The organism is Tateyamaria sp., from assembly GCF_039940735.1.
Taxonomy (GTDB): domain Bacteria; phylum Pseudomonadota; class Alphaproteobacteria; order Rhodobacterales; family Rhodobacteraceae; genus Tateyamaria.
Genome location: NZ_JBDVGB010000048.1, coordinates 193,627 through 211,072 on the forward strand (window position 1 = coordinate 193,627; position 17,446 = coordinate 211,072).

A 17,446-nucleotide genomic window follows, 5' to 3' on the forward strand; every position below is an offset into this window, starting at 1 on the left:
CGAGTTGGTGTTAGCCTCTTATCCCGAGGCATGAAAGGTGCGCCCCAGTGAGCCCGGAGCGCGGGATTTGTCACTCGACAGAATCACCAAAACGATGATTGTCACGATGTAGGGCGACATTGCCAAATACTCGACAGGAATGGCAACGCCTGCGCCTTGAAGGTTCAGTTGTAATTGGGTGATTCCGCCAAAAAGATAGGCACCCAGCAGGACGCGCCATGGCTTCCAACTTGCGAATACCACTAGGGCGAGTGCGATCCAGCCCACGCCTGCCGTCATGCCTTCGGTCCATTGGGGCACGCGGATAAGAGAGATGTAAGCCCCGCCCAAACCTGCGCAGGCCCCGCCGAACATGATGGCGAGGGTTCGGATACGTTTGACCTTGTACCCCAGCGCGTGCGCTGCGTCGTGGTTCTCGCCGACAGCGCGCAGCACTAGACCGGCGCGGGTGAATTTCAAAGTGGCCCAAGTGGCCGCGACGATGGCGAGGCCCAGGTACACGATAAGATCATGGCCAAATATGATGGGTCCAATGACCGGAATTTCTGCCAGAGGCCCCAACGGGGTGGAATCCATCCGAGGCGGTTTGATGCCCACATAGGATTGCCCCATTAACGCTGACAGCCCAAGACCAAAGAGCGTCAGCGCAAGGCCCGACGCGACTTGGTTCGCCAACGCGACTTGTGTGAGAAAGGCGAAAAGCAGGCTAAGTACCGCGCCTCCGATCGCCGCTGCAACGAACCCCACAGCGGGTGACCCCGTATTTACGGTGATGATGAAACCGCAGACAGCGCCTGTAATCATCATCCCCTCAACTCCGAGGTTCAGCACGCCTGCGCGTTCGACCACCAATTCGCCGATGGCCGCCAGCAAGATGGGGGTAGAGGCCGCAATCATGGCGGCGATCAATAGAATGGGGTTGATGGCAGAGAGGTCCATTAGAGATCCTTATACTGACAACGGACAAGATCGCTGTCCTTTTTGGACATGGCATTCTGCGCCAAAAGGCCCATAGCTGTGCCCATCAATCGCGGTGTGGTGGCGTGCCGGTTCATTCCGCGCGCTCCTGATGTTGCAGGCAGCGCAGGCTTAACCCTTTGTGGTCGCCCTCGCGCAGGGTCATCAATAGAACATCGGCCCTCACTACGTTGGAAAATCCGCGCACTTCGACTGTGTTTAGTTCCGTTTCCCAAGGGCCGATCATGGCCAGTTGTGCATCAAATACCGACCAAGATCCGCTCCAGCGCACAGGGCGCGCATCGATGTCGGCGCGCATCTCACCAATGGCGTGAAATGATCCGTCGTCACCGGCAGTGAGTGTCAAAGTCACCGGCGAGACGGGAATCATCAGCGGATCAATCGGCAACGCAAGCGGACTTGTACAAAACCATTGTGTGGACAGGAATGCGGCGACCAGTGCTGTCATGCGGCTTCTCCTGTGCCAAATCGCAATCGGTAGTTTGTCAGCACATCCAGCGCGAGAAGGAAGAACAATAGCATCCCCTGAAACACTTGAATGGCAGCTGCGGGCAAACCCAGCTGCGATTGCGCGATATCTCCGCCGATATACGTCAACGCCATCAACAGGCCTGCGACCACAATGCCAAGTGGATTAAGGCGGCCCAAGAAGGCAACAATAATAGCGGTAAAGCCGTAACCAACATTGAAGTCGATGCTAATTTGTCCGGCAGGACCAGCCACTTCGAACATGCCTGCAAGACCGGCAAGCAAGCCCGAAGCGCCAAGACAGAACAGGATCAGGCGTGCCGGGTTCACGCCGCCGAATTTGGCGGCACGCGGGGCTTCACCTGTCACGCGGATCGCAAAGCCAAGGCGGTGGCGGGTCAGCAAAACATAAGCAAAGATCACGGCGATCAATGCGGCGACCACCCCCCAGTGCATACCCGTATTTGCAACCAATTCGGCGTTATGCGCTGACGCATATTGTTGTAGGTTGCGTGACCCGGGAAAACCAAAACCCTCCGGGTTCTTGAGCAATCCAAGGGACATAGACGCCAAAAGTTGCTCGGCCACATAGACCAGCATCAAAGACACCAAAATCTCGTTTGTCCCGAATTTTACTTTTAAAATCCCCGGTATCATGGCCCATGCCCAACCGCCAAAGGCGCCCGCAAGGATCATAATGGGAAAGATGATAACGCTTTCAGTGGGGTAAAACGCCAGCCCGGCTCCCGCGCCACAGATTGCGCCGACGATATATTGCCCTTCGGCCCCGATGTTCCAAATGCCGGCCTTAAAGCCCAAGGCAAGGCCTATGGCGATCAGAACAAGGGGTGCACCTTTGATCAACAATTGTGGGCGGTAAAAAAAGGAAAACTCGCCAAAAAGAGGCTCCCAGAAAATGGTTAAAATGGCTTCAACCGGGTCTTTGCCGAGTGCGGCAAACAACAGGCCTCCAAAGAACATCGTCGCCAGGACCGCCAATAGTGGCGTGGCCCAAGACATCGCTTGTGACGGCTGTGGACGTTTCTCAAGATGGATCATGGGCGCATCCCCTGCTTCATCTTGCCAAATAAACTCCCGCCGGAGGCTCCCGAACGATCAAACATGTGCAACCTCCATGCCGTGCGCCCCGCCCAGCATCAAACCAATCTGTTCGACATCCAAACCAGATGTCGGCTTAGGTTCACTCAACCGCCCCTCGTTCAGTGCCGCAAAGCGGTCCGAAATTTCCATCAATTCATCTAGATCCTGAGATATTACAACCAAGGCGGCCCCGCCCGCGGCCAAATCAAGCAAAGCTTGGCGGATGTCGGCGGCTGCGGCGGCATCGACGCCCCAAGTCGGTTGGTTCACGACCAAAACATCAGGGCGTTGCAAGACTTCGCGCCCAATGACGAACTTTTGCAGGTTCCCACCTGACAAAGATCGCGCGGCATTGTTCGGCCCCGGCGTGCGCACGTCAAATTCGGCGATAATGCGCTCGGCAAAACTGCGCGCTTTGAGCCAATTGAGCATGCCACCTCGGGACAAGCCCTCGCGGGTTGCCCCTGTCAGCATGGCATTTTCGGTCAATGACATATCTGGGGCGGCAGCGTGCCCCAATCGTTCTTCGGGCGCGGCAAGCACACCAAGACCGCGCCGCGCTTCGGGGCCAACCCCAGCCAAATCGCGACCCTGCAAGGACACCATACCGAGTCGGCAGGGCAATTCGCCGGATAACACCCCAAGCAATTCGTCTTGGCCGTTGCCCGCTACCCCGCCGATGCCCAGCACTTCGCCTGCTTGCACCTGAAATGAGACATCCTTGAGCGCCATGCCGAATGCAGAAGGCGACGCGGCCGACAACGCGGTCACAGACAACATCACATCGCCCGTGGCGTGCGCTGCACTTTTGGGGGTGGCCAGCGTCGTGCCGACCATCAGCTCTGCCATATCTCGCGCTGAGGTGTCGCGCGGCACACATTTGGCCACCACTTTGCCGCCGCGCAAAATGGTGGCAGCGTCGCAAAGGCTGCGGATTTCTTCCAATTTGTGCGAAATATACAGGATAGCGGTACCTTCCGCGCTAAGCTTTCGCAAGGTTTGGAACAGAATTTCGACCTCTTGCGGCGTCAGCACGCTGGTGGGTTCATCCATAATCAGCAGTTTCGGATCTTGCAGTAGACAACGAATGATTTCGACCCGTTGACGTTCGCCTGCAGACAGATCCCCAACCGTACGATCCGGCGATAATGGCAGACCGTAGGTTTCAGACACTTCTTGGATCCGTGCCGCCAATGTGCTCATCGGCGGAGGCGCCTCCATCCCCAAAGCGATATTTTCCGCGACGCTTAACGCATCAAATAGGGAAAAATGTTGGAACACCATGCCAACACCTGCGCTGCGCGCCGCACGCGGGTCGGTGGGTGCAAATGCGTTTCCGTGCATTTGCATCACCCCGGCATCCGGTTTGACCAACCCATAAATCATCTTAACCAACGTGGATTTACCCGCGCCGTTTTCCCCAAGAAGTGCGTGGATTTCGCCGGTTTGGATGTCCAGCGTCACGTCTTCATTGGCGATTACGCCCGGATAGGCCTTGGTCAGCCCTGAAAGCGAAAGAAGTGGAATCGTCATGCGTGTACCTTTGCAGAGGTTTGCAAAATGCTCTGTGTTTGAAGCAACCGATGCGCGACGCCAATCGCAATCATATGTGGTTGTTTGCCAATGGATGGATCGCCAATCGGGCAGGTGATGCGTGTGACTTCGTCGCTTGTGTGGCCTAATCCGGTTAGTCTTTTGCGAAACCGCGCCCATTTGGTAGCCGACCCAATAAGGCCGCAGCTTTGAAAGCCATGGGTTATTAAGGCGTGGCACAAAGCAAGGTCAATCTCGTGAGAATACGTCAAGATCAAGTGATCGGCGTCCGTAGGCGTATGGAGAGCCAACCGCGTTGGATCAGGTGTGGGAATTGCTGTGACGCCATCCGGTATATATTCTGGAAAACGGTCCCGTGCGGTATCCACCCATGTTAAGGCAAGCCCCGGTACTTTGTGCAGCACATCCACCAGCGCGCGCCCCACATGGCCCGCCCCCCAAATCCACAAGGTGCGATCGGGTGGGCTGACGGGTTCGATGAACCAGCCATCGATCTTTTGAGGATGCGGTGTAATCCCCTGATTTCGAAATTCTTTTAGGATGCGCTCGATGGTCAACGGTGTCGGGGAAGGGCCGCGAGCGATCAGATGCTCGGGCAATGCCTTGACCCGTGCCAGATCATAGATTTCGGTTATGACCTCGACCGCGCCGCCGCAGCATTGACCCAAATCGGGCCCTAGCGCGTGGCGACTTGTTGCGTCCTGTGTCACGCGGCGCGCATTTTGCGCCAGTTCATATTCGAGTGCGCCGCCGCCGATGGTTCCGGACTGGCCTGTTTCCCATACGCACATGGATGCCCCGATTTCGCGGGGGGCGGATCCTTGCACGGCTGTGATCACCACGCGGGCCACCCGTCCATGCGCCGCGCAGGCTGCCAAAAGGGCCGCGCGATCAAACATTGCGCGCCCTATGGATCGCAGCCATCAGAGCCTCGGGCGTGGCGGGGGCATGTAGGTCAGGATAGGCGGTTCCGCAGGCTGACACTGCGTCGTTCAATGCAAGAAAGGCCGATATCCCCAGCATGAAAGGAGGCTCGCCCACGGCTTTGGATTTATAGATGGTGTCGGCGTGGTTTTCGCCATCCCATAGGGCAACGTTAAAGATGTCGGGCCGGTCTGCGCAGGCGGGGATTTTGTAGGTCGATGGCGCGTGGGTGCGCAAATATCCGGTATTGTCCCAGACTAGTTCTTCGGTCGTAAGCCAGCCGGCACCTTGGACATAACCGCCCTCGACCTGCCCGATATCAAGCGCAGGGTTCAGCGAAGCGCCCGCATCGTGCAACACATCCGCGCGCAGGATACGATTTTCGCCGGTGAGCGTGTCGATGACGACTTCGGTCACAGCGGCGCCATAGGCAAAATAGAAAAACGGGCGGCCGTGGCCCTTTATACGATCCCATTCGATGTCAGGGGTTTTATAAAAGCCGGTCGAGGACAAGCTAATACGCGCTTGATGAGCCAAAGCCGCGACCTCTGCAAAACTGTAGCTGGCGGTGCCGGCCTGTACGCGGTTGCCTTCAAACGTGACTGCATCGGGTGAACAATGATGAAGCGTGGCAAGGTGCTGGGTCAATCGATCGCGAATCGTATCGCATGCGATCTTGACGGCCATACCATTCAGATCGCTGCCAGACGATGCGGCGGTGGCGGATGTGTTGGGCACTTTGGCGGTGTCTGTGGCCGTGATCTTGATCACGTCCATCGTGACACCAAACCGACTGGCCGCGACTTGCGCGACTTTTTGGAACAGGCCTTGCCCCATCTCGGTTCCGCCGTGGTTCAGATGAATGGAACCATCGGAATAAACATGTACCAGCGCGCCAGCTTGATTAAGGTGGGTTAGGGTAAAGCTGATCCCGAATTTCACAGGCGTGAGGGCGATGCCCTTTTTCAAAACAGGGTTGGCGGCATTCCAAACCTCAACCGCCGTGCGGCGGGCGTGGTAACCTGAGGTCTCGCACAGGCGATCGACCAAATCATCTAGAACAAAATCGGCAACCGGTTGGCCATAGGGCGTCGTCTGCGCTTTCATTGTTCCAGAAATATGCCCGCCGGAGGCATAAAAATTTCTTTGGCGCACCACCTGCGGATCAAGCCCCAGCTCGGCCGCGACATGGTCAATGATCCGTTCCATACCCAACATGCCTTGCGGCCCGCCAAATCCACGAAATGCTGTGGCAGATTGCATGTTGGTGCGCAGTCGGTGGCTTTCGATGCGTACATTCGGCAACCAATAGGCGTTGTCCGCATGCAGCATTGCCCGATCCGCGACGGGTAGGGACAAATCCATTGCCCAGCCGCAGCGGGTGAAATGGCGCACGTCTAGTGCTGTGATTAGACCCTCGTCATCAAACCCGACATCATAATCGATGCGGAAATCGTGGCGCTTTCCAGTGATGATCATATCATCATCACGGTCATATCGCATCTTGCAGGGTCGCCCCGTCAGCCGCGCCGCGATTGCACAGGCCACCGCAAGCGCGTTGCCTTGGCTTTCTTTTCCGCCAAAACCGCCGCCCATGCGCCGGGTTTCGACCCGCACGCTATGCATGGGTTGGCCGATGGCTTCGGCCACTTTGTGCTGGATTTCCGTCGGGTGTTGGGTGGAGGAAATGACGTGCATGTCGCCATCCTCGCCGGGCTGTGCAAGTGCGGCTTGGCCTTCGAGGTAAAAGTGTTCTTGGCCCCCGATGTGGAACTTGCCGCTGGCGGTATTTTCAGCCACGTCCAATGCGCCCGCCGCGTCCCCTTGAGAGTAAATGCGCGGGCCATCTTCAAATCTTGAATTTGCGGCCAGCGCGTCTTCGATCGTGAAAATTGGGGTAGCTTCGGCGATGTCGATCTTGCCCTGCCGCGCAGCGAAACGCGCTTGAAGATGGCTGTCTGCGATGACGGCAAAAATGGGTTGGCCCATGTGGTGCACGTGGCCGTCCGCCAAAAGTGGCTCGTCGTGGTTCGAGGGTGAGACGTCATTCGCAAACGGCAGATCACGCGCCGTAAGAACAGCAACAACACCCGGAGCATTCTCTACCGCATTCAGATCGATGCCGGTAATTTCTCCGCTGGCTTTGTCCGAAAGCCCAAACGCGATGTGTAAAGTGCCTGTCGGTGTGGGCATGTCATCCACATACCGCGCGCGCCCTGTGACGTGCAGGTGGGCTGTGTCATGGGGCAGGGGTTTTGAAACGCTCATGGGGCCACCTTCAACACGTCCGTGTTTTGCCCTTGATCCTCAAGCCATGCGCGCAGCAGCATGTTTTGCGCGGCTTCCATGCGGTAACCGGCAGATGCGCGCATGTCCGACATTGGGGTGAAATCCTGCGCCAATGCGCTCATCGCGGCGGCGACTGTGGCTTCGGTCCAGGGTTGGCCATGCAGGGCAGCTTCGGCTTTTGTGGCGCGTTTCGGGGTTCCTGCCATCCCACCAAAGGCGATGCGTGCATGGGTGACTATGCTTTGCGAAATTTCGATCCAGAAGCAGCCGCAGACTGCGGAAATATCTTGATCAAACCGTTTCGACAGCTTGTAGCATCGCAACGCGTCACTTTGCCTTGGGATGGTGATCGCTTCAATGAATTCGTTTTGGGCACGATCTTGTTTGCCGTACGCGACAAAGAAATCCTCCAAAGGCAGGCTGCGCGGCCCGTCGACAGAACGCAGATGCAAAGTTGCCCCAAGCGCAATAAGCGCCGGAGACCCATCCCCGATGGGTGAACCGTTGGCGATGTTGCCGCCGATGGTGGCCGCATTGCGCACTTGGGTCGAACCGTAGCGGCGAATCAATTCGGCAAAGCTGGGGTGGTGCGGGGCGATGGCATCATGCAGGTCTGACAGCCTTGTTGCCGCGCCAATGCGGATTTCGGCGTCAGTGACGATGACACCTGCCAGCGCTGGAATGCGGTTGAGAAAAACAACCGGCCCGAGGGTGCGAAGATCTTTGGTGATCCAAAGACCGACATCCGTAGCCCCGGCAATCAGGGTTCCGTCTGGGTTTTCGTCCAGCCACGTCGCAAGTGTTTCCAGGGACGTTGGGGCGTTTGCCTCGTTTTGCGCGTCAGGCGTTTCATTTGCATCCAAAAAGACGGCGTCGCTTGCTTTGAGTGCCCGCGCGTCATCTTTCATGTGCGTTGGAACCGATGCGGTTTCAGCCGCTTTGGCGGCGCGAATAATCGGGGCATAACCGGTACAGCGGCAAAGGTTCCCTGCCAGCTGCGTGTCGTGATCCGTGGCACCGTTCAGATGTGCACAAGCCATCGTGGTGATAAAACCCGGCGTGCAAAAACCGCATTGGCTGCCGTGGTGATCGATCATCGCCGTTTGAACGGGATGAAGGGTGCCATCTGGGGCCGTGATGCCTTCGACCGTGCGCACGGCTTGTCCTTCAAGCTGGGGGATAAGCAAGATGCAAGCATTCAAAGCACGCGCGCCGCTGTCATCCGTGACGATCACGGAACACGCACCACAGTCGCCCTCGTTACAGCCCTCTTTGGTTCCGGTCAGGCGTTGATCTTCGCGCAGCCAGTCTAGCAGGGTTGTTGTAGGGGTGGTGTCGGCAGTGACGGGTTTTCCGTTTAGGAAAAAACGCGTGCGCATGTTGTCGTGACCTGCCGCCGTACCAATAATTTGCCCAAACGTGGCGCGACCTCGATGCGGTGTAGAGGCGGGGCGCAGGCGTATCGGGATTGAAGCTACGCGTGCATAGGTGGTTTTGGCAAGAGAAATTCCGCCGGTGCGGTTCTAACTCGATTTGGTGTGCATAACTTTGCAGCACCACTGGATATAGGGAGCGATGGGTTCTAGTCTGACGGCTATGACAGATGCACCCCGATTCATTCACCTGCGCACCCATTCCGAATATTCGCTGCTTGAAGGGGCCATGCGCCTCAAAAAGCTGCCTGATGTGGTGCGGGGTGCGGGTATGCCAGCCATCGCGCTGACCGACACCAACAACATGTTTGCGGCGCTGGAATTTTCCGTAAGTATGGCGGGGGCTGGGGTGCAGCCCATCATCGGCTGTCAGGTTGATCTGCAATATGTTGCGACACGTCCCGGCGAACGTCCACGCGATCCTGCATCGCTTGTGCTGTTGGCGCAGTCCGAGGCAGGATACGAGAACCTGATGAAGCTCAATTCGTGCTTGTATTTGCGCGACGGATCAGAGCTGCCCTTTGTCACAGTCGAGGAACTGGAACGTCATTCCAAGGACTTGATTTGCCTGTCGGGTGGGCCGAACGGGCCTGTGGGGATGCTGTTACAAACCAGTCAACGCCCCGCGGCCGAGGCGCTGATGACGCAGCTGGCGCAGGCATTTGGCGACCGCTTGTATGTTGAATTGCAGCGACATCCGGGAGAAGATGGCGCCCCCGAGGCCGAACGGTTGACCGAACGTGGGTTTGTCGAAATGGCCTATGCGATGGACCTGCCGTTGGTTGCGACCAACGATGTCTATTTCCCAAAGACCGCGATGTACGAAAGCCATGATGCGTTGATTTGCATTGCCGAGGGCGCCTATGTGGATCAGCAAGAAACACGCCGCCGCTTGACGCCGCAACATTACTTTAAGTCGCAGACCGAAATGGTCGCGCTGTTTGCTGATTTGCCAGAGGCGATTGAAAACACTGTGGAAATCGCGCAGCGCTGTGCCTTTATGGCCTATCGGCGTGACCCGATCCTGCCCAAGTTTGCCGACGACGAAGTCGAAGAATTGCGCAAGCAAGCCAACGCGGGCTTGGTCGAGCGGCTTAAGGTTATTCCGCACGCGACGTCGGTCGAGGAATACCAAAAACGGCTGGATTTTGAGCTGGATATCATCGAAGGCATGGGCTTTCCCGGCTACTTCCTGATCGTTGCCGATTTTATCAAATGGGCCAAGGACGAAAATATCCCCGTGGGGCCGGGTCGTGGGTCGGGCGCTGGGTCGTTGGTGGCCTATGCGCTGACGGTCACTGACCTTGATCCATTGCGCTATGCGTTGCTGTTTGAACGGTTTTTGAACCCCGAACGGGTCAGCATGCCCGATTTCGACATCGATTTTTGCATGGATCGGCGCGAAGAAGTCATCCGCTACGTGCAGCAGAAATATGGGCGCGACAAAGTCGGGCAAATCATCACCTTTGGTGCACTTCTGTCCAAGGCCGCGGTGCGCGATATTGGGCGCGTTTTGCAGATGCCATACGGGCAGGTGGATCGGCTGTCCAAGTTGATCCCGGTTGAGGGCGTCAAACCTGTCAGCATCGAAAAAGCGCTCGCGGATGAGCCCCGCTTGCGCGAAGAGGCGCGCAACGAAGAGGTCGTTGCACGCCTGTTGAAGTACGGCCAACAGGTCGAAGGGCTGTTACGCAATGCATCCACCCACGCGGCGGGTGTGGTGATTGGCGATCGACCTTTGGACGCGCTTGTGCCGCTGTATCAAGATCCGCGTTCCGATATGCCTGCGACCCAATTCAACATGAAATGGGTCGAACAGGCCGGGCTGGTCAAATTCGACTTTTTGGGCCTCAAAACCCTCACCGTGATTCAGAATGCCGTTGAGCAGATTTTGGGGTCTGGGCGGTCTTTGCATACGGATGCGGCTGGTGTTGATCTCTATACGCCTGCGGATGGTATGACCAACGATATCGGCGGCATCCCGCTGGACGATGATGCGTCTTACAAGCTTTATGCCTCGGCCAAGACGGTGGCGGTGTTTCAGGTGGAAAGCTCGGGCATGATGGATGCCCTAAAGCGGATGAAGCCGGACTGTATCGAAGACATCATCGCCCTTGTGGCCCTGTATCGTCCCGGCCCGATGGAAAACATTCCCAAGTTCTGCGAGGTCAAGAACGGCAAGTCTGAGCGCGAATTGCTGCACCCGACGATCGATCATATTCTTGACGAAACTCAAGGGATTATCGTTTACCAAGAACAGGTTATGCAGATCGCGCAAGAAATGGCGGGCTATTCCCTCGGGGGCGCTGACTTGTTGCGCCGTGCGATGGGTAAAAAGCTGCAAGAGGCGATGGATGTTGAACGCCCCAAGTTCCTGAAAGGGGCAGGCGAAAACGGTGTCGATAAAGACAAAGCGATGGAGGTTTGGAACCTTCTTGATAAGTTTGCCAACTATGGTTTCAACAAATCCCATGCGGCGGCGTATGCTGTCGTCAGCTATCAAACCGCATGGTTAAAAGCGAACCACCCGGTCGAATTCATGGCCGGTGTGATGAACTGTGATATCCACCTGACGGACAAGTTGGCGATCTATTTCGAAGAAGTCCGCAAAGCGTTGGAATTGCCTTGGGTGCCACCTTGCGTGAACCGGTCAGATGCGACGTTTAAGGTGGTTGAGGGGGCGTTGGTTTATGCCCTAGGCGCGCTTAAAAACGTTGGGGTCGAGGCGATGAAACTGGTCGTCGAGGGGCGGCAAGACAAGCCCTTTGTCAACCTGTTCGACTTTGCGCGGCGCGTTGATTTGAAACGTGTCGGCAAGCGCCCTCTTGAAATGCTGGCCCGCGCCGGGGCCTTTGATCAACTTGATACAAACCGACGCCGGGTGTTTGACGCGCTGGATGCCCTTAGCGGGTATTCGGCTGCGATCCATGACCAGAAAAATTCCAATCAGGTGTCGCTGTTCGGGGAGGCGGGCGATGACCTGCCCGAACCGCGTTTGTTTCCTGTGGATGATTGGATGCCCGCCGAACGGTTGGGCGAGGAATTCAAAGCGGTTGGGTTCTACCTGTCTGGCCATCCGCTGGATGACTATATGGGCGCGCTGAAACGCAAAGGCGTTTTGACTTTGGACGAGGTCACAGCCAAGGCCGAAGGCGGCCCCCTGAATGCGAAACTGGCTGGTGTTGTCGCAGGATTGCAGGTGCGCAAATCGGCACGCGGCAACCGCTTTGCCTTTTGTCAGTTGTCGGACACCACGGGCGCCTTTGAGGTCACGCTGTTTTCGGATAGCCTTGAAAAAGCGCAAGATTATCTGATTACGGGCGAAAAAGTTATCGTCACCGCAGAAGCCACGATGGAGGCGGATCAGTTGAAATTGCTTGGCCGTTCCGTCGCGCCAATCGACACGGTTGTGGCGGATGTGGGCAGTATGGGAATGCGCATCTTTGTGGACGAAGTGGGGGCTTTGGCGTCGGTCGCGACGGTTCTCGAAGGTGCGATCCAAGCCACCAAAAGTGCCGCGCGCGGCCCTGTCACTTTGTGCCTCATGGACGATAGCCTGCCTGGCGAAGTCGAGATGGATTTGGGCGCTGAGTTTCCCGTCACGCCACAGATCAAGGGGGCGATCAAATCGCTGTCCGGTGTCGTCGAGGTTCAGGACATCTAGGCGTGTTTGTGCTGCTCTGTCTGGACGGGTTGCCAATCTGGCGGTAAGAGTCTGGTCTGGAAGGGACCGATTACACCATGCGCGCATTCTGGACGACTATTCCGGCATTGATGATGCTGACGGCCTGCGGTGATCCGTTGGCTGGGGTGGAACGCGTGTCTGATGGGGTTAAATTGCCCGATGCCGACGCTTCGGCTGCGTTGCCGACGCAACAAGAACTGGATCGCGAGGACAGCATTCTTTCGGGGTTATTTCGCAAGCCGTCTGAACCTGAAGCGAATGTGCCTCAGGTGGATACCCCTGATGAAGAAATACCGGAAGTTCTGGTTTCTGATGCGCTGGAAGATGGCGTTTTGGGCGATGTCGCGATCGATGTCGCTGACACTACGGAAGATGTTGCGGACCGGACTGAGGATGTTGTTGCGGACGCCACAGAAACTGAGGGCGTTGTAAGCCCATCAGACGCTACTGTAGCGGTTGAAAACGACATCGTTGTGCCAGAAGAAACACCTGTTGTTCTCGCAAGCGCCAAAGCGCCCGAAGCAAAGTCGAAAGGTGTTTTAGGGTGGTTGCGCCGCGCAGCAGAAGCACAAGACGCGGCTGATGTTGCGCCGCAGAACGTCGCATTGGGCGTCGACAATAAGGATGTAACCGTCGACAGTAACGATGCAATTGGTGTCGGCGAAGACAAAGACATTGTTTTCGACGCGACCCCTGATGGGGGCGAAAATGCACCATCGGTTGAGGTTCAGCTTGCAAGTCTTTCGCCGGATGACATACCCGGGGCTGCATCCAATAGCTTGACGGAACCAAGCGGTGCGGCGACAGAAAATGACTTTGCTGAACCCGACGCATTGGTCGAACCAAAGAAACGGCGCGGATTGTTCGGACAGGCGGCAGCTGCCCCGACGGCGGGCCTTTTGTTGCGAGACGTAACAATGGGAACAACGTTGCCCTTTGGCGAAATTGGCCGTGTCTGCGGCGTCACTCACGCGGCGCTTGGCAAACGCATCGACCAAGCGGCGCGCAAAGGGTCGGACTATGCGCTTTATGACAGCGCGCCGGACAGCACGGCCCCGCGCACATTTTATGTCACTGGGTTTAGTGACAATTGTGCACGTCAATTCACGGCCTCGCTTGCGCTTTTTGGCGCGCCAGAGTTCCACGAACAACTACGATATGGTTTGCCGGCCAAGGAATATCCGTATTCAACAACGGACACGGCCTATGAAAAGGTCAAAAAAAGCGTGTGCAAAGTGGGGCGCGACGCGCCTTGCGGGCAGCGTATCGAACGGTTGAGCCAAACGACCGTTTTTGTCAGCGTTTACGAACATTTTGAAGAAAATGCGCGTTGGGCGGATATGTTGCTGCATGATGGGGCGCTGTTGGCGACAGCTGTGAAAACGCCTTAAGCGACGGTTTAAAGCCCGGCCAAATATACGTTTTTAGTAGTGCGGTGGCCGTTCGTCCCCGACCACGACTCCGCCGCCACCTTGAGTTTCGCGTTCGGCTTCGCGTTCCATCAGCATCTGCGCACGGCGGGTGACCAATGCCAATTCGCGTTCCTGCCTTGCTACGATGTCTGAAAGGTCCTCGACCGTGCGGGTGAGGTGGGCGATCTGTTCTTCGAGGGTGTCGATACGGTTGTTCATGTTCTCCATGTGGGGCAAATGCAGCCTTGACGCAAGCGCTGCGCACCTTGCCCCCTTACCCTGCCTGCGATACGACGCGCGCAAACCTCATCCGGAGCGGCACCATGGCCAAACCCAAAAAGACCCCACGCCCCAAGGCACAGACACCTAAGGGCTTTGCCGATTATTTCGGTTCAGATGTCACAGAACGCAACGCGATGTTGCGTGCAATCGGCGAGGTCTATCATCGATACGGGTTTGACGCGCTCGAAAGCAGTGCTGTTGAAACGGTCGAGGCATTGGGGAAGTTTCTGCCGGATGTGGATCGCCCAAACGAAGGCGTGTTCGCTTGGCAAGAGGAAGACGGCGATTGGTTGGCGTTGCGCTATGACATGACGGCGCCGTTGGCGCGGGTTTATGCGCAGCATCGCAATGACCTGCCCAACCCTTATCGCCGCTATACGATGGGGCCTGTTTGGCGCAACGAAAAACCGGGGCCGGGGCGGTTTCGCCAGTTTTATCAATGTGATGCGGATACAGTTGGGTCTGCGTCAATGGGCGCGGATGCTGAAATTTGTGCGATGTTGTCGGACACGCTGGAAGCGGTTGGGATCAGCCGTGGTGATTATGTGATCCGCATCAACAACCGCAAGGTTCTGAACGGTGTGATGGAAGTTGCTGGCCTTGCGGGCGACGACAAAGAGGCGGAGCGCGGCATCGTGCTACGTGCCATCGACAAGTTGGATCGGTTGGGACCAGATGGCGTGCGCGCCTTATTGGGTGCAGGGCGCAAAGACGACAGTGGCGATTTTACCGATGGCGCTGGTTTGGGTGACGCGCAGGCTGATGTCGTTATGGGCTTTATGGACGCTAAACGTGACACAGGTGTTGCGACTGTCGCGCGGCTGCGGGAATTGGTAAGCGGCTCAGACGTGGGCGAGGCTGGCGTGGCGGAACTCGAAGAGATCGCCGCATTGCTTGATGCAGGTGGGTACGGTGCGGATCGCATCGAAATTGATCCGTCTGTCGTGCGTGGGCTTGGCTACTATACCGGCCCTGTCTACGAGGCCGAGCTGACCTTTGAAATCAAAGATGAAAAGGGTCGTCCGCGCAACTTTGGGTCGGTGGCCGGGGGCGGGCGTTATGACGATCTGGTCAAACGCTTTACCGGGCAAGAAGTGCCTGCAACAGGCGTGTCCATCGGAGTGGATCGGTTGTTGGCGGCCTTGCGCGCAACCGGGCGCATCGGGTCACAAGACCACGGCCCTGTTGTTGTCACGGTCATGGATCGCGACCGGATGGCGGACTATCAAACAATGGTGACGGAGCTGCGCAGCGCTGGCATCAGGGCCGAGGTGTATTTTGGCAACCCAAAAAACTTTGGCAACCAGTTGAAATACGCAGATAAACGCAATTCGCCCATCGCCATCATCGCCGGTACAGATGAATTTGACCGCGACGTTGTACAGATCAAAGATTTGATCTTGGGTGCAAAAATCGCTGAAACGGCCACACTGGAAGAATGGAAAGGCCGCCCCAGCCAATTCGAAGTGCCCCGCGCTGATATGTTGGCAAAGGTGCAGGAGATTCTAAACGGATGAGTGATCTTCGAACCCGAGCACTGGCAATCCGCGACGTTTTTGTGGCCGCCGGTGCAGAAGTCGTAGACCCGCCGGTGCTGCAATCGGCTGACTTGCTGCTGGATCTTTATGGCGAAGACATTCGCGCGCGCGCCTATGTCACCAGCGACGCGATGCGGGGCGAACAGATGTTGCGCCCGGATTTCACAGTGCCTGTGGTGCAGATGCACATGGCGCACGGCGCCGAACCTGCGCGCTATACCTATGCGGGCGAAGTGTTTCGCCGCCAAGAGGACGATCTGGATAAGCCCAGTGAATACTTGCAAGTTGGCTATGAGGTGTTTGACCGTCATGATCCTGCAGCTGCTGATGCAGAGGTGTTTGCGATTATTTCTCAGTCCGTTGCGCCACTGTCTTTGCGCGCGGCTACGGGGGATATTGGCATTTTGATGGCTGCTGTTGAAGGGTTAAACACGTCTGAGCAGCGCCGTGCAGCCTTGCGTCGCCACATTTGGCGGCCACGCCGGTTTCGCGCGCTTTTGGATCGTTTTGGCGGGCGATCCGCCACACCCGACAGTCGTGCGGCTTTGTTGTCCGGTGATGCGCAAACGGACGCGCCCCTGACAGGGCTGCGCAGTCAATCCGAGATCGATGCCCGCGTAGAGGCCTTGCGCCAAGACGCGGCAGAGGCCCCGATCAGCGCGGTTGAAATGGATGTGCTTGATGCCCTCCTTGCGGTGCGTGAAACTATGCCATTTGCCGTATCGCAGTTGCGCGATCTAGCCGTTGATTTGCCCGCGATCCGTCAGGCGGTCACGCGTGTCCAGGCTCGCGCCGATGCGCTGGTCGCACGCGGTGTGGATGTGGACGCTTTGGAATTCGAAGCGAGTTATGGGCGCACTTCGATGGAATACTATGATGGTTTTGTTTTTGGGTTTTATGCGGACTCCCGGCCTGATTTACCCCCTGTTGCCACGGGCGGGCGCTATGATGCGTTGACGCGTCGCCTTGGAACCGGGGCTGAAATTCCGGCTGTGGGGGCGGTGTTGCGTCCCGACGTGATGGCTCTTTTGGAGGGCCCACAATGACCGTCAAGCTAGGAGTGCCGTCCAAGGGGCGGCTTATGGAAAAGACTTTTGATTGGTTCGCCGCGCGCGGTGTCACATTGACGCGCACTGGGTCAGACCGGGAATATGCGGGCGAAGTCGAAGGGGTGGACGGCGTTTCGCTGGTATTATTGTCCGCAGGGGAAATCCCGCGCGAATTGGCGGCGGGGCGCATTCATCTGGGCGTCACAGGCACGGACCTTATTCACGAAAAGCTTCCGCTTTGGGAACAACAGGTTGAACCGATTTCCGAGATGGGGTTTGGCCACGCTGATTTGATTCTGGCCGTCCCTGTTGCTTGGATCGACGTGGCATTAACCGATGATCTGGACGCGGTGGCGGCTGCATTCCGGGCACGTCACGGATTTCGGCTGCGAATTGCGACGAAATATCATAGGCTTGTGCGTGAGTTCCTGCGCGATGCCGGTGTTGCGGATTATCAACTGATCGACAGTCAGGGCGCGACAGAAGGTACTGTGGCAAACGAAACGGCAGAGGCGATTGCCGACATTACCAGCAGCGGAGAGACCTTGCGTGCCAACCATCTAAAGGTGCTGTCTGACGGTCCTATTTTGGCGTCCCAAGCGACGTTGTGGCGCAGCCGAGGTGCCGAATTGGATGACGCAGATCGGTTGATCTTGCGCGCGCTTTTGGAGCGGTTGAGCTGAGATCAGAGGGACCGTTCACGCAGCAGTCTTCTCGCTCGTGTTCTGGTTCC

Annotated in this window: 13 protein-coding genes; 5 read left to right on the top strand and 8 right to left on the bottom strand. The window is 57.1% G+C overall.

The window, feature by feature from the left end:
- Positions 1–18 precede the first annotated feature (18 nt).
- The 7 genes from ABJF76_RS09945 to xdhA form a co-directional block, all read right to left on the bottom strand.
- A complete protein-coding gene (locus tag ABJF76_RS09945) occupies positions 19–939 on the bottom strand; it encodes an ABC transporter permease (protein ID WP_413822282.1) in 921 nt (306 codons plus the stop codon).
- 112 nt (positions 940–1,051) lie between these two features.
- On the bottom strand, positions 1,052–1,426 hold the full coding sequence (locus tag ABJF76_RS09950; RefSeq protein WP_413822283.1) for a hypothetical protein: 375 nt from the start codon (positions 1,424–1,426) through the stop codon (positions 1,052–1,054).
- Positions 1,423–2,505, bottom strand: coding sequence for an ABC transporter permease (locus ABJF76_RS09955; protein WP_413822284.1), 1,083 nt, complete (start codon positions 2,503–2,505; stop codon positions 1,423–1,425). The genes ABJF76_RS09950 and ABJF76_RS09955 overlap by 4 nt, the downstream gene beginning before the upstream one ends.
- Positions 2,506–2,562: 57 nt before the next feature.
- Entirely contained in the window at positions 2,563–4,080 is a 1,518-nt protein-coding gene (locus ABJF76_RS09960) for an ABC transporter ATP-binding protein (protein WP_413822285.1), read from the bottom strand.
- Positions 4,077–5,000: a xanthine dehydrogenase accessory protein XdhC gene (xdhC, locus tag ABJF76_RS09965; protein WP_413822286.1), complete on the bottom strand. Its 924-nt coding sequence runs from the start codon at positions 4,998–5,000 to the stop codon at positions 4,077–4,079. The genes ABJF76_RS09960 and xdhC overlap by 4 nt, the downstream gene beginning before the upstream one ends.
- A complete protein-coding gene (gene xdhB, locus ABJF76_RS09970; protein WP_413822287.1) occupies positions 4,993–7,293 on the bottom strand; it encodes a xanthine dehydrogenase molybdopterin binding subunit in 2,301 nt (766 codons plus the stop codon). The genes xdhC and xdhB overlap by 8 nt, the downstream gene beginning before the upstream one ends.
- The gene (gene xdhA, locus ABJF76_RS09975; RefSeq protein WP_413822288.1) at positions 7,290–8,693 is read right to left on the bottom strand and encodes a xanthine dehydrogenase small subunit; all 1,404 of its coding nucleotides are present in this window, start codon (positions 8,691–8,693) and stop codon (positions 7,290–7,292) included. Before xdhA ends, xdhB begins: the two co-directional genes overlap by 4 nt.
- Before the next feature lie 217 nt (positions 8,694–8,910).
- Here xdhA and dnaE point away from each other — a divergent pair, with 217 nt between their 5' ends.
- Together dnaE and ABJF76_RS09985 are read left to right on the top strand one after the other, a co-directional pair.
- Positions 8,911–12,411, top strand: coding sequence for a DNA polymerase III subunit alpha (gene dnaE / locus ABJF76_RS09980; RefSeq protein WP_413822289.1), 3,501 nt, complete (start codon positions 8,911–8,913; stop codon positions 12,409–12,411).
- Between the two features lie 77 nt (positions 12,412–12,488).
- On the top strand, positions 12,489–13,823 hold the full coding sequence (locus ABJF76_RS09985) for a hypothetical protein (RefSeq protein WP_413822290.1): 1,335 nt from the start codon (positions 12,489–12,491) through the stop codon (positions 13,821–13,823).
- Positions 13,824–13,856: 33 nt separating this feature from the next.
- Here ABJF76_RS09985 and ABJF76_RS09990 read toward each other — a convergent pair whose 3' ends face one another.
- On the bottom strand, positions 13,857–14,063 hold the full coding sequence (locus ABJF76_RS09990) for a SlyX family protein (protein WP_413822291.1): 207 nt from the start codon (positions 14,061–14,063) through the stop codon (positions 13,857–13,859).
- Positions 14,064–14,167: 104 nt separating this feature from the next.
- On the opposite strand from ABJF76_RS09990, the gene hisS reads away from it, so the two are divergent.
- The 3 genes from hisS to hisG are packed head-to-tail and all read left to right on the top strand — an operon-like array spanning position 14,168 to position 17,396.
- Positions 14,168–15,643 (top strand): histidine--tRNA ligase, encoded by a 1,476-nt coding sequence (gene hisS, locus ABJF76_RS09995; RefSeq protein ID WP_413822292.1) that lies wholly within the window; start codon positions 14,168–14,170, stop codon positions 15,641–15,643.
- Complete coding sequence (locus ABJF76_RS10000; RefSeq protein ID WP_413822293.1) at positions 15,640–16,710, top strand: ATP phosphoribosyltransferase regulatory subunit; 1,071 nt, start codon at positions 15,640–15,642, stop codon at positions 16,708–16,710. Before hisS ends, ABJF76_RS10000 begins: the two co-directional genes overlap by 4 nt.
- Positions 16,707–17,396 (top strand): ATP phosphoribosyltransferase, encoded by a 690-nt coding sequence (gene hisG, locus ABJF76_RS10005; RefSeq protein ID WP_413822294.1) that lies wholly within the window; start codon positions 16,707–16,709, stop codon positions 17,394–17,396. Before ABJF76_RS10000 ends, hisG begins: the two co-directional genes overlap by 4 nt.
- Positions 17,397–17,446 lie beyond the last annotated feature (50 nt).

Bases quoted from the DNA above. Each gene is read 5' to 3' on its own strand.
- ABJF76_RS09960 (WP_413822285.1), bottom strand. From the start codon at position 4,080: ATGACGATTCCACTTCTTTCGCTTTCAGGGCTGACCAAGGCCTATCCG.
- hisG (WP_413822294.1), top strand. From the start codon at position 16,707: ATGACCGTCAAGCTAGGAGTGCCGTCCAAGGGGCGGCTTATGGAAAAG.
- dnaE (WP_413822289.1), top strand. From the start codon at position 8,911: ATGACAGATGCACCCCGATTCATTCACCTGCGCACCCATTCCGAATAT.
- ABJF76_RS10000 (WP_413822293.1), top strand. From the start codon at position 15,640: ATGAGTGATCTTCGAACCCGAGCACTGGCAATCCGCGACGTTTTTGTG.
- xdhB (WP_413822287.1), bottom strand. From the start codon at position 7,293: ATGAGCGTTTCAAAACCCCTGCCCCATGACACAGCCCACCTGCACGTC.
- ABJF76_RS09985 (WP_413822290.1), top strand. From the start codon at position 12,489: ATGCGCGCATTCTGGACGACTATTCCGGCATTGATGATGCTGACGGCC.
- ABJF76_RS09990 (WP_413822291.1), bottom strand. From the start codon at position 14,063: ATGAACAACCGTATCGACACCCTCGAAGAACAGATCGCCCACCTCACC.
- hisS (WP_413822292.1), top strand. From the start codon at position 14,168: ATGGCCAAACCCAAAAAGACCCCACGCCCCAAGGCACAGACACCTAAG.
- xdhA (WP_413822288.1), bottom strand. From the start codon at position 8,693: ATGCGCACGCGTTTTTTCCTAAACGGAAAACCCGTCACTGCCGACACC.
- ABJF76_RS09945 (WP_413822282.1), bottom strand. From the start codon at position 939: ATGGACCTCTCTGCCATCAACCCCATTCTATTGATCGCCGCCATGATT.
- xdhC (WP_413822286.1), bottom strand. From the start codon at position 5,000: ATGTTTGATCGCGCGGCCCTTTTGGCAGCCTGCGCGGCGCATGGACGG.
- ABJF76_RS09950 (WP_413822283.1), bottom strand. From the start codon at position 1,426: ATGACAGCACTGGTCGCCGCATTCCTGTCCACACAATGGTTTTGTACA.
- ABJF76_RS09955 (WP_413822284.1), bottom strand. From the start codon at position 2,505: ATGATCCATCTTGAGAAACGTCCACAGCCGTCACAAGCGATGTCTTGG.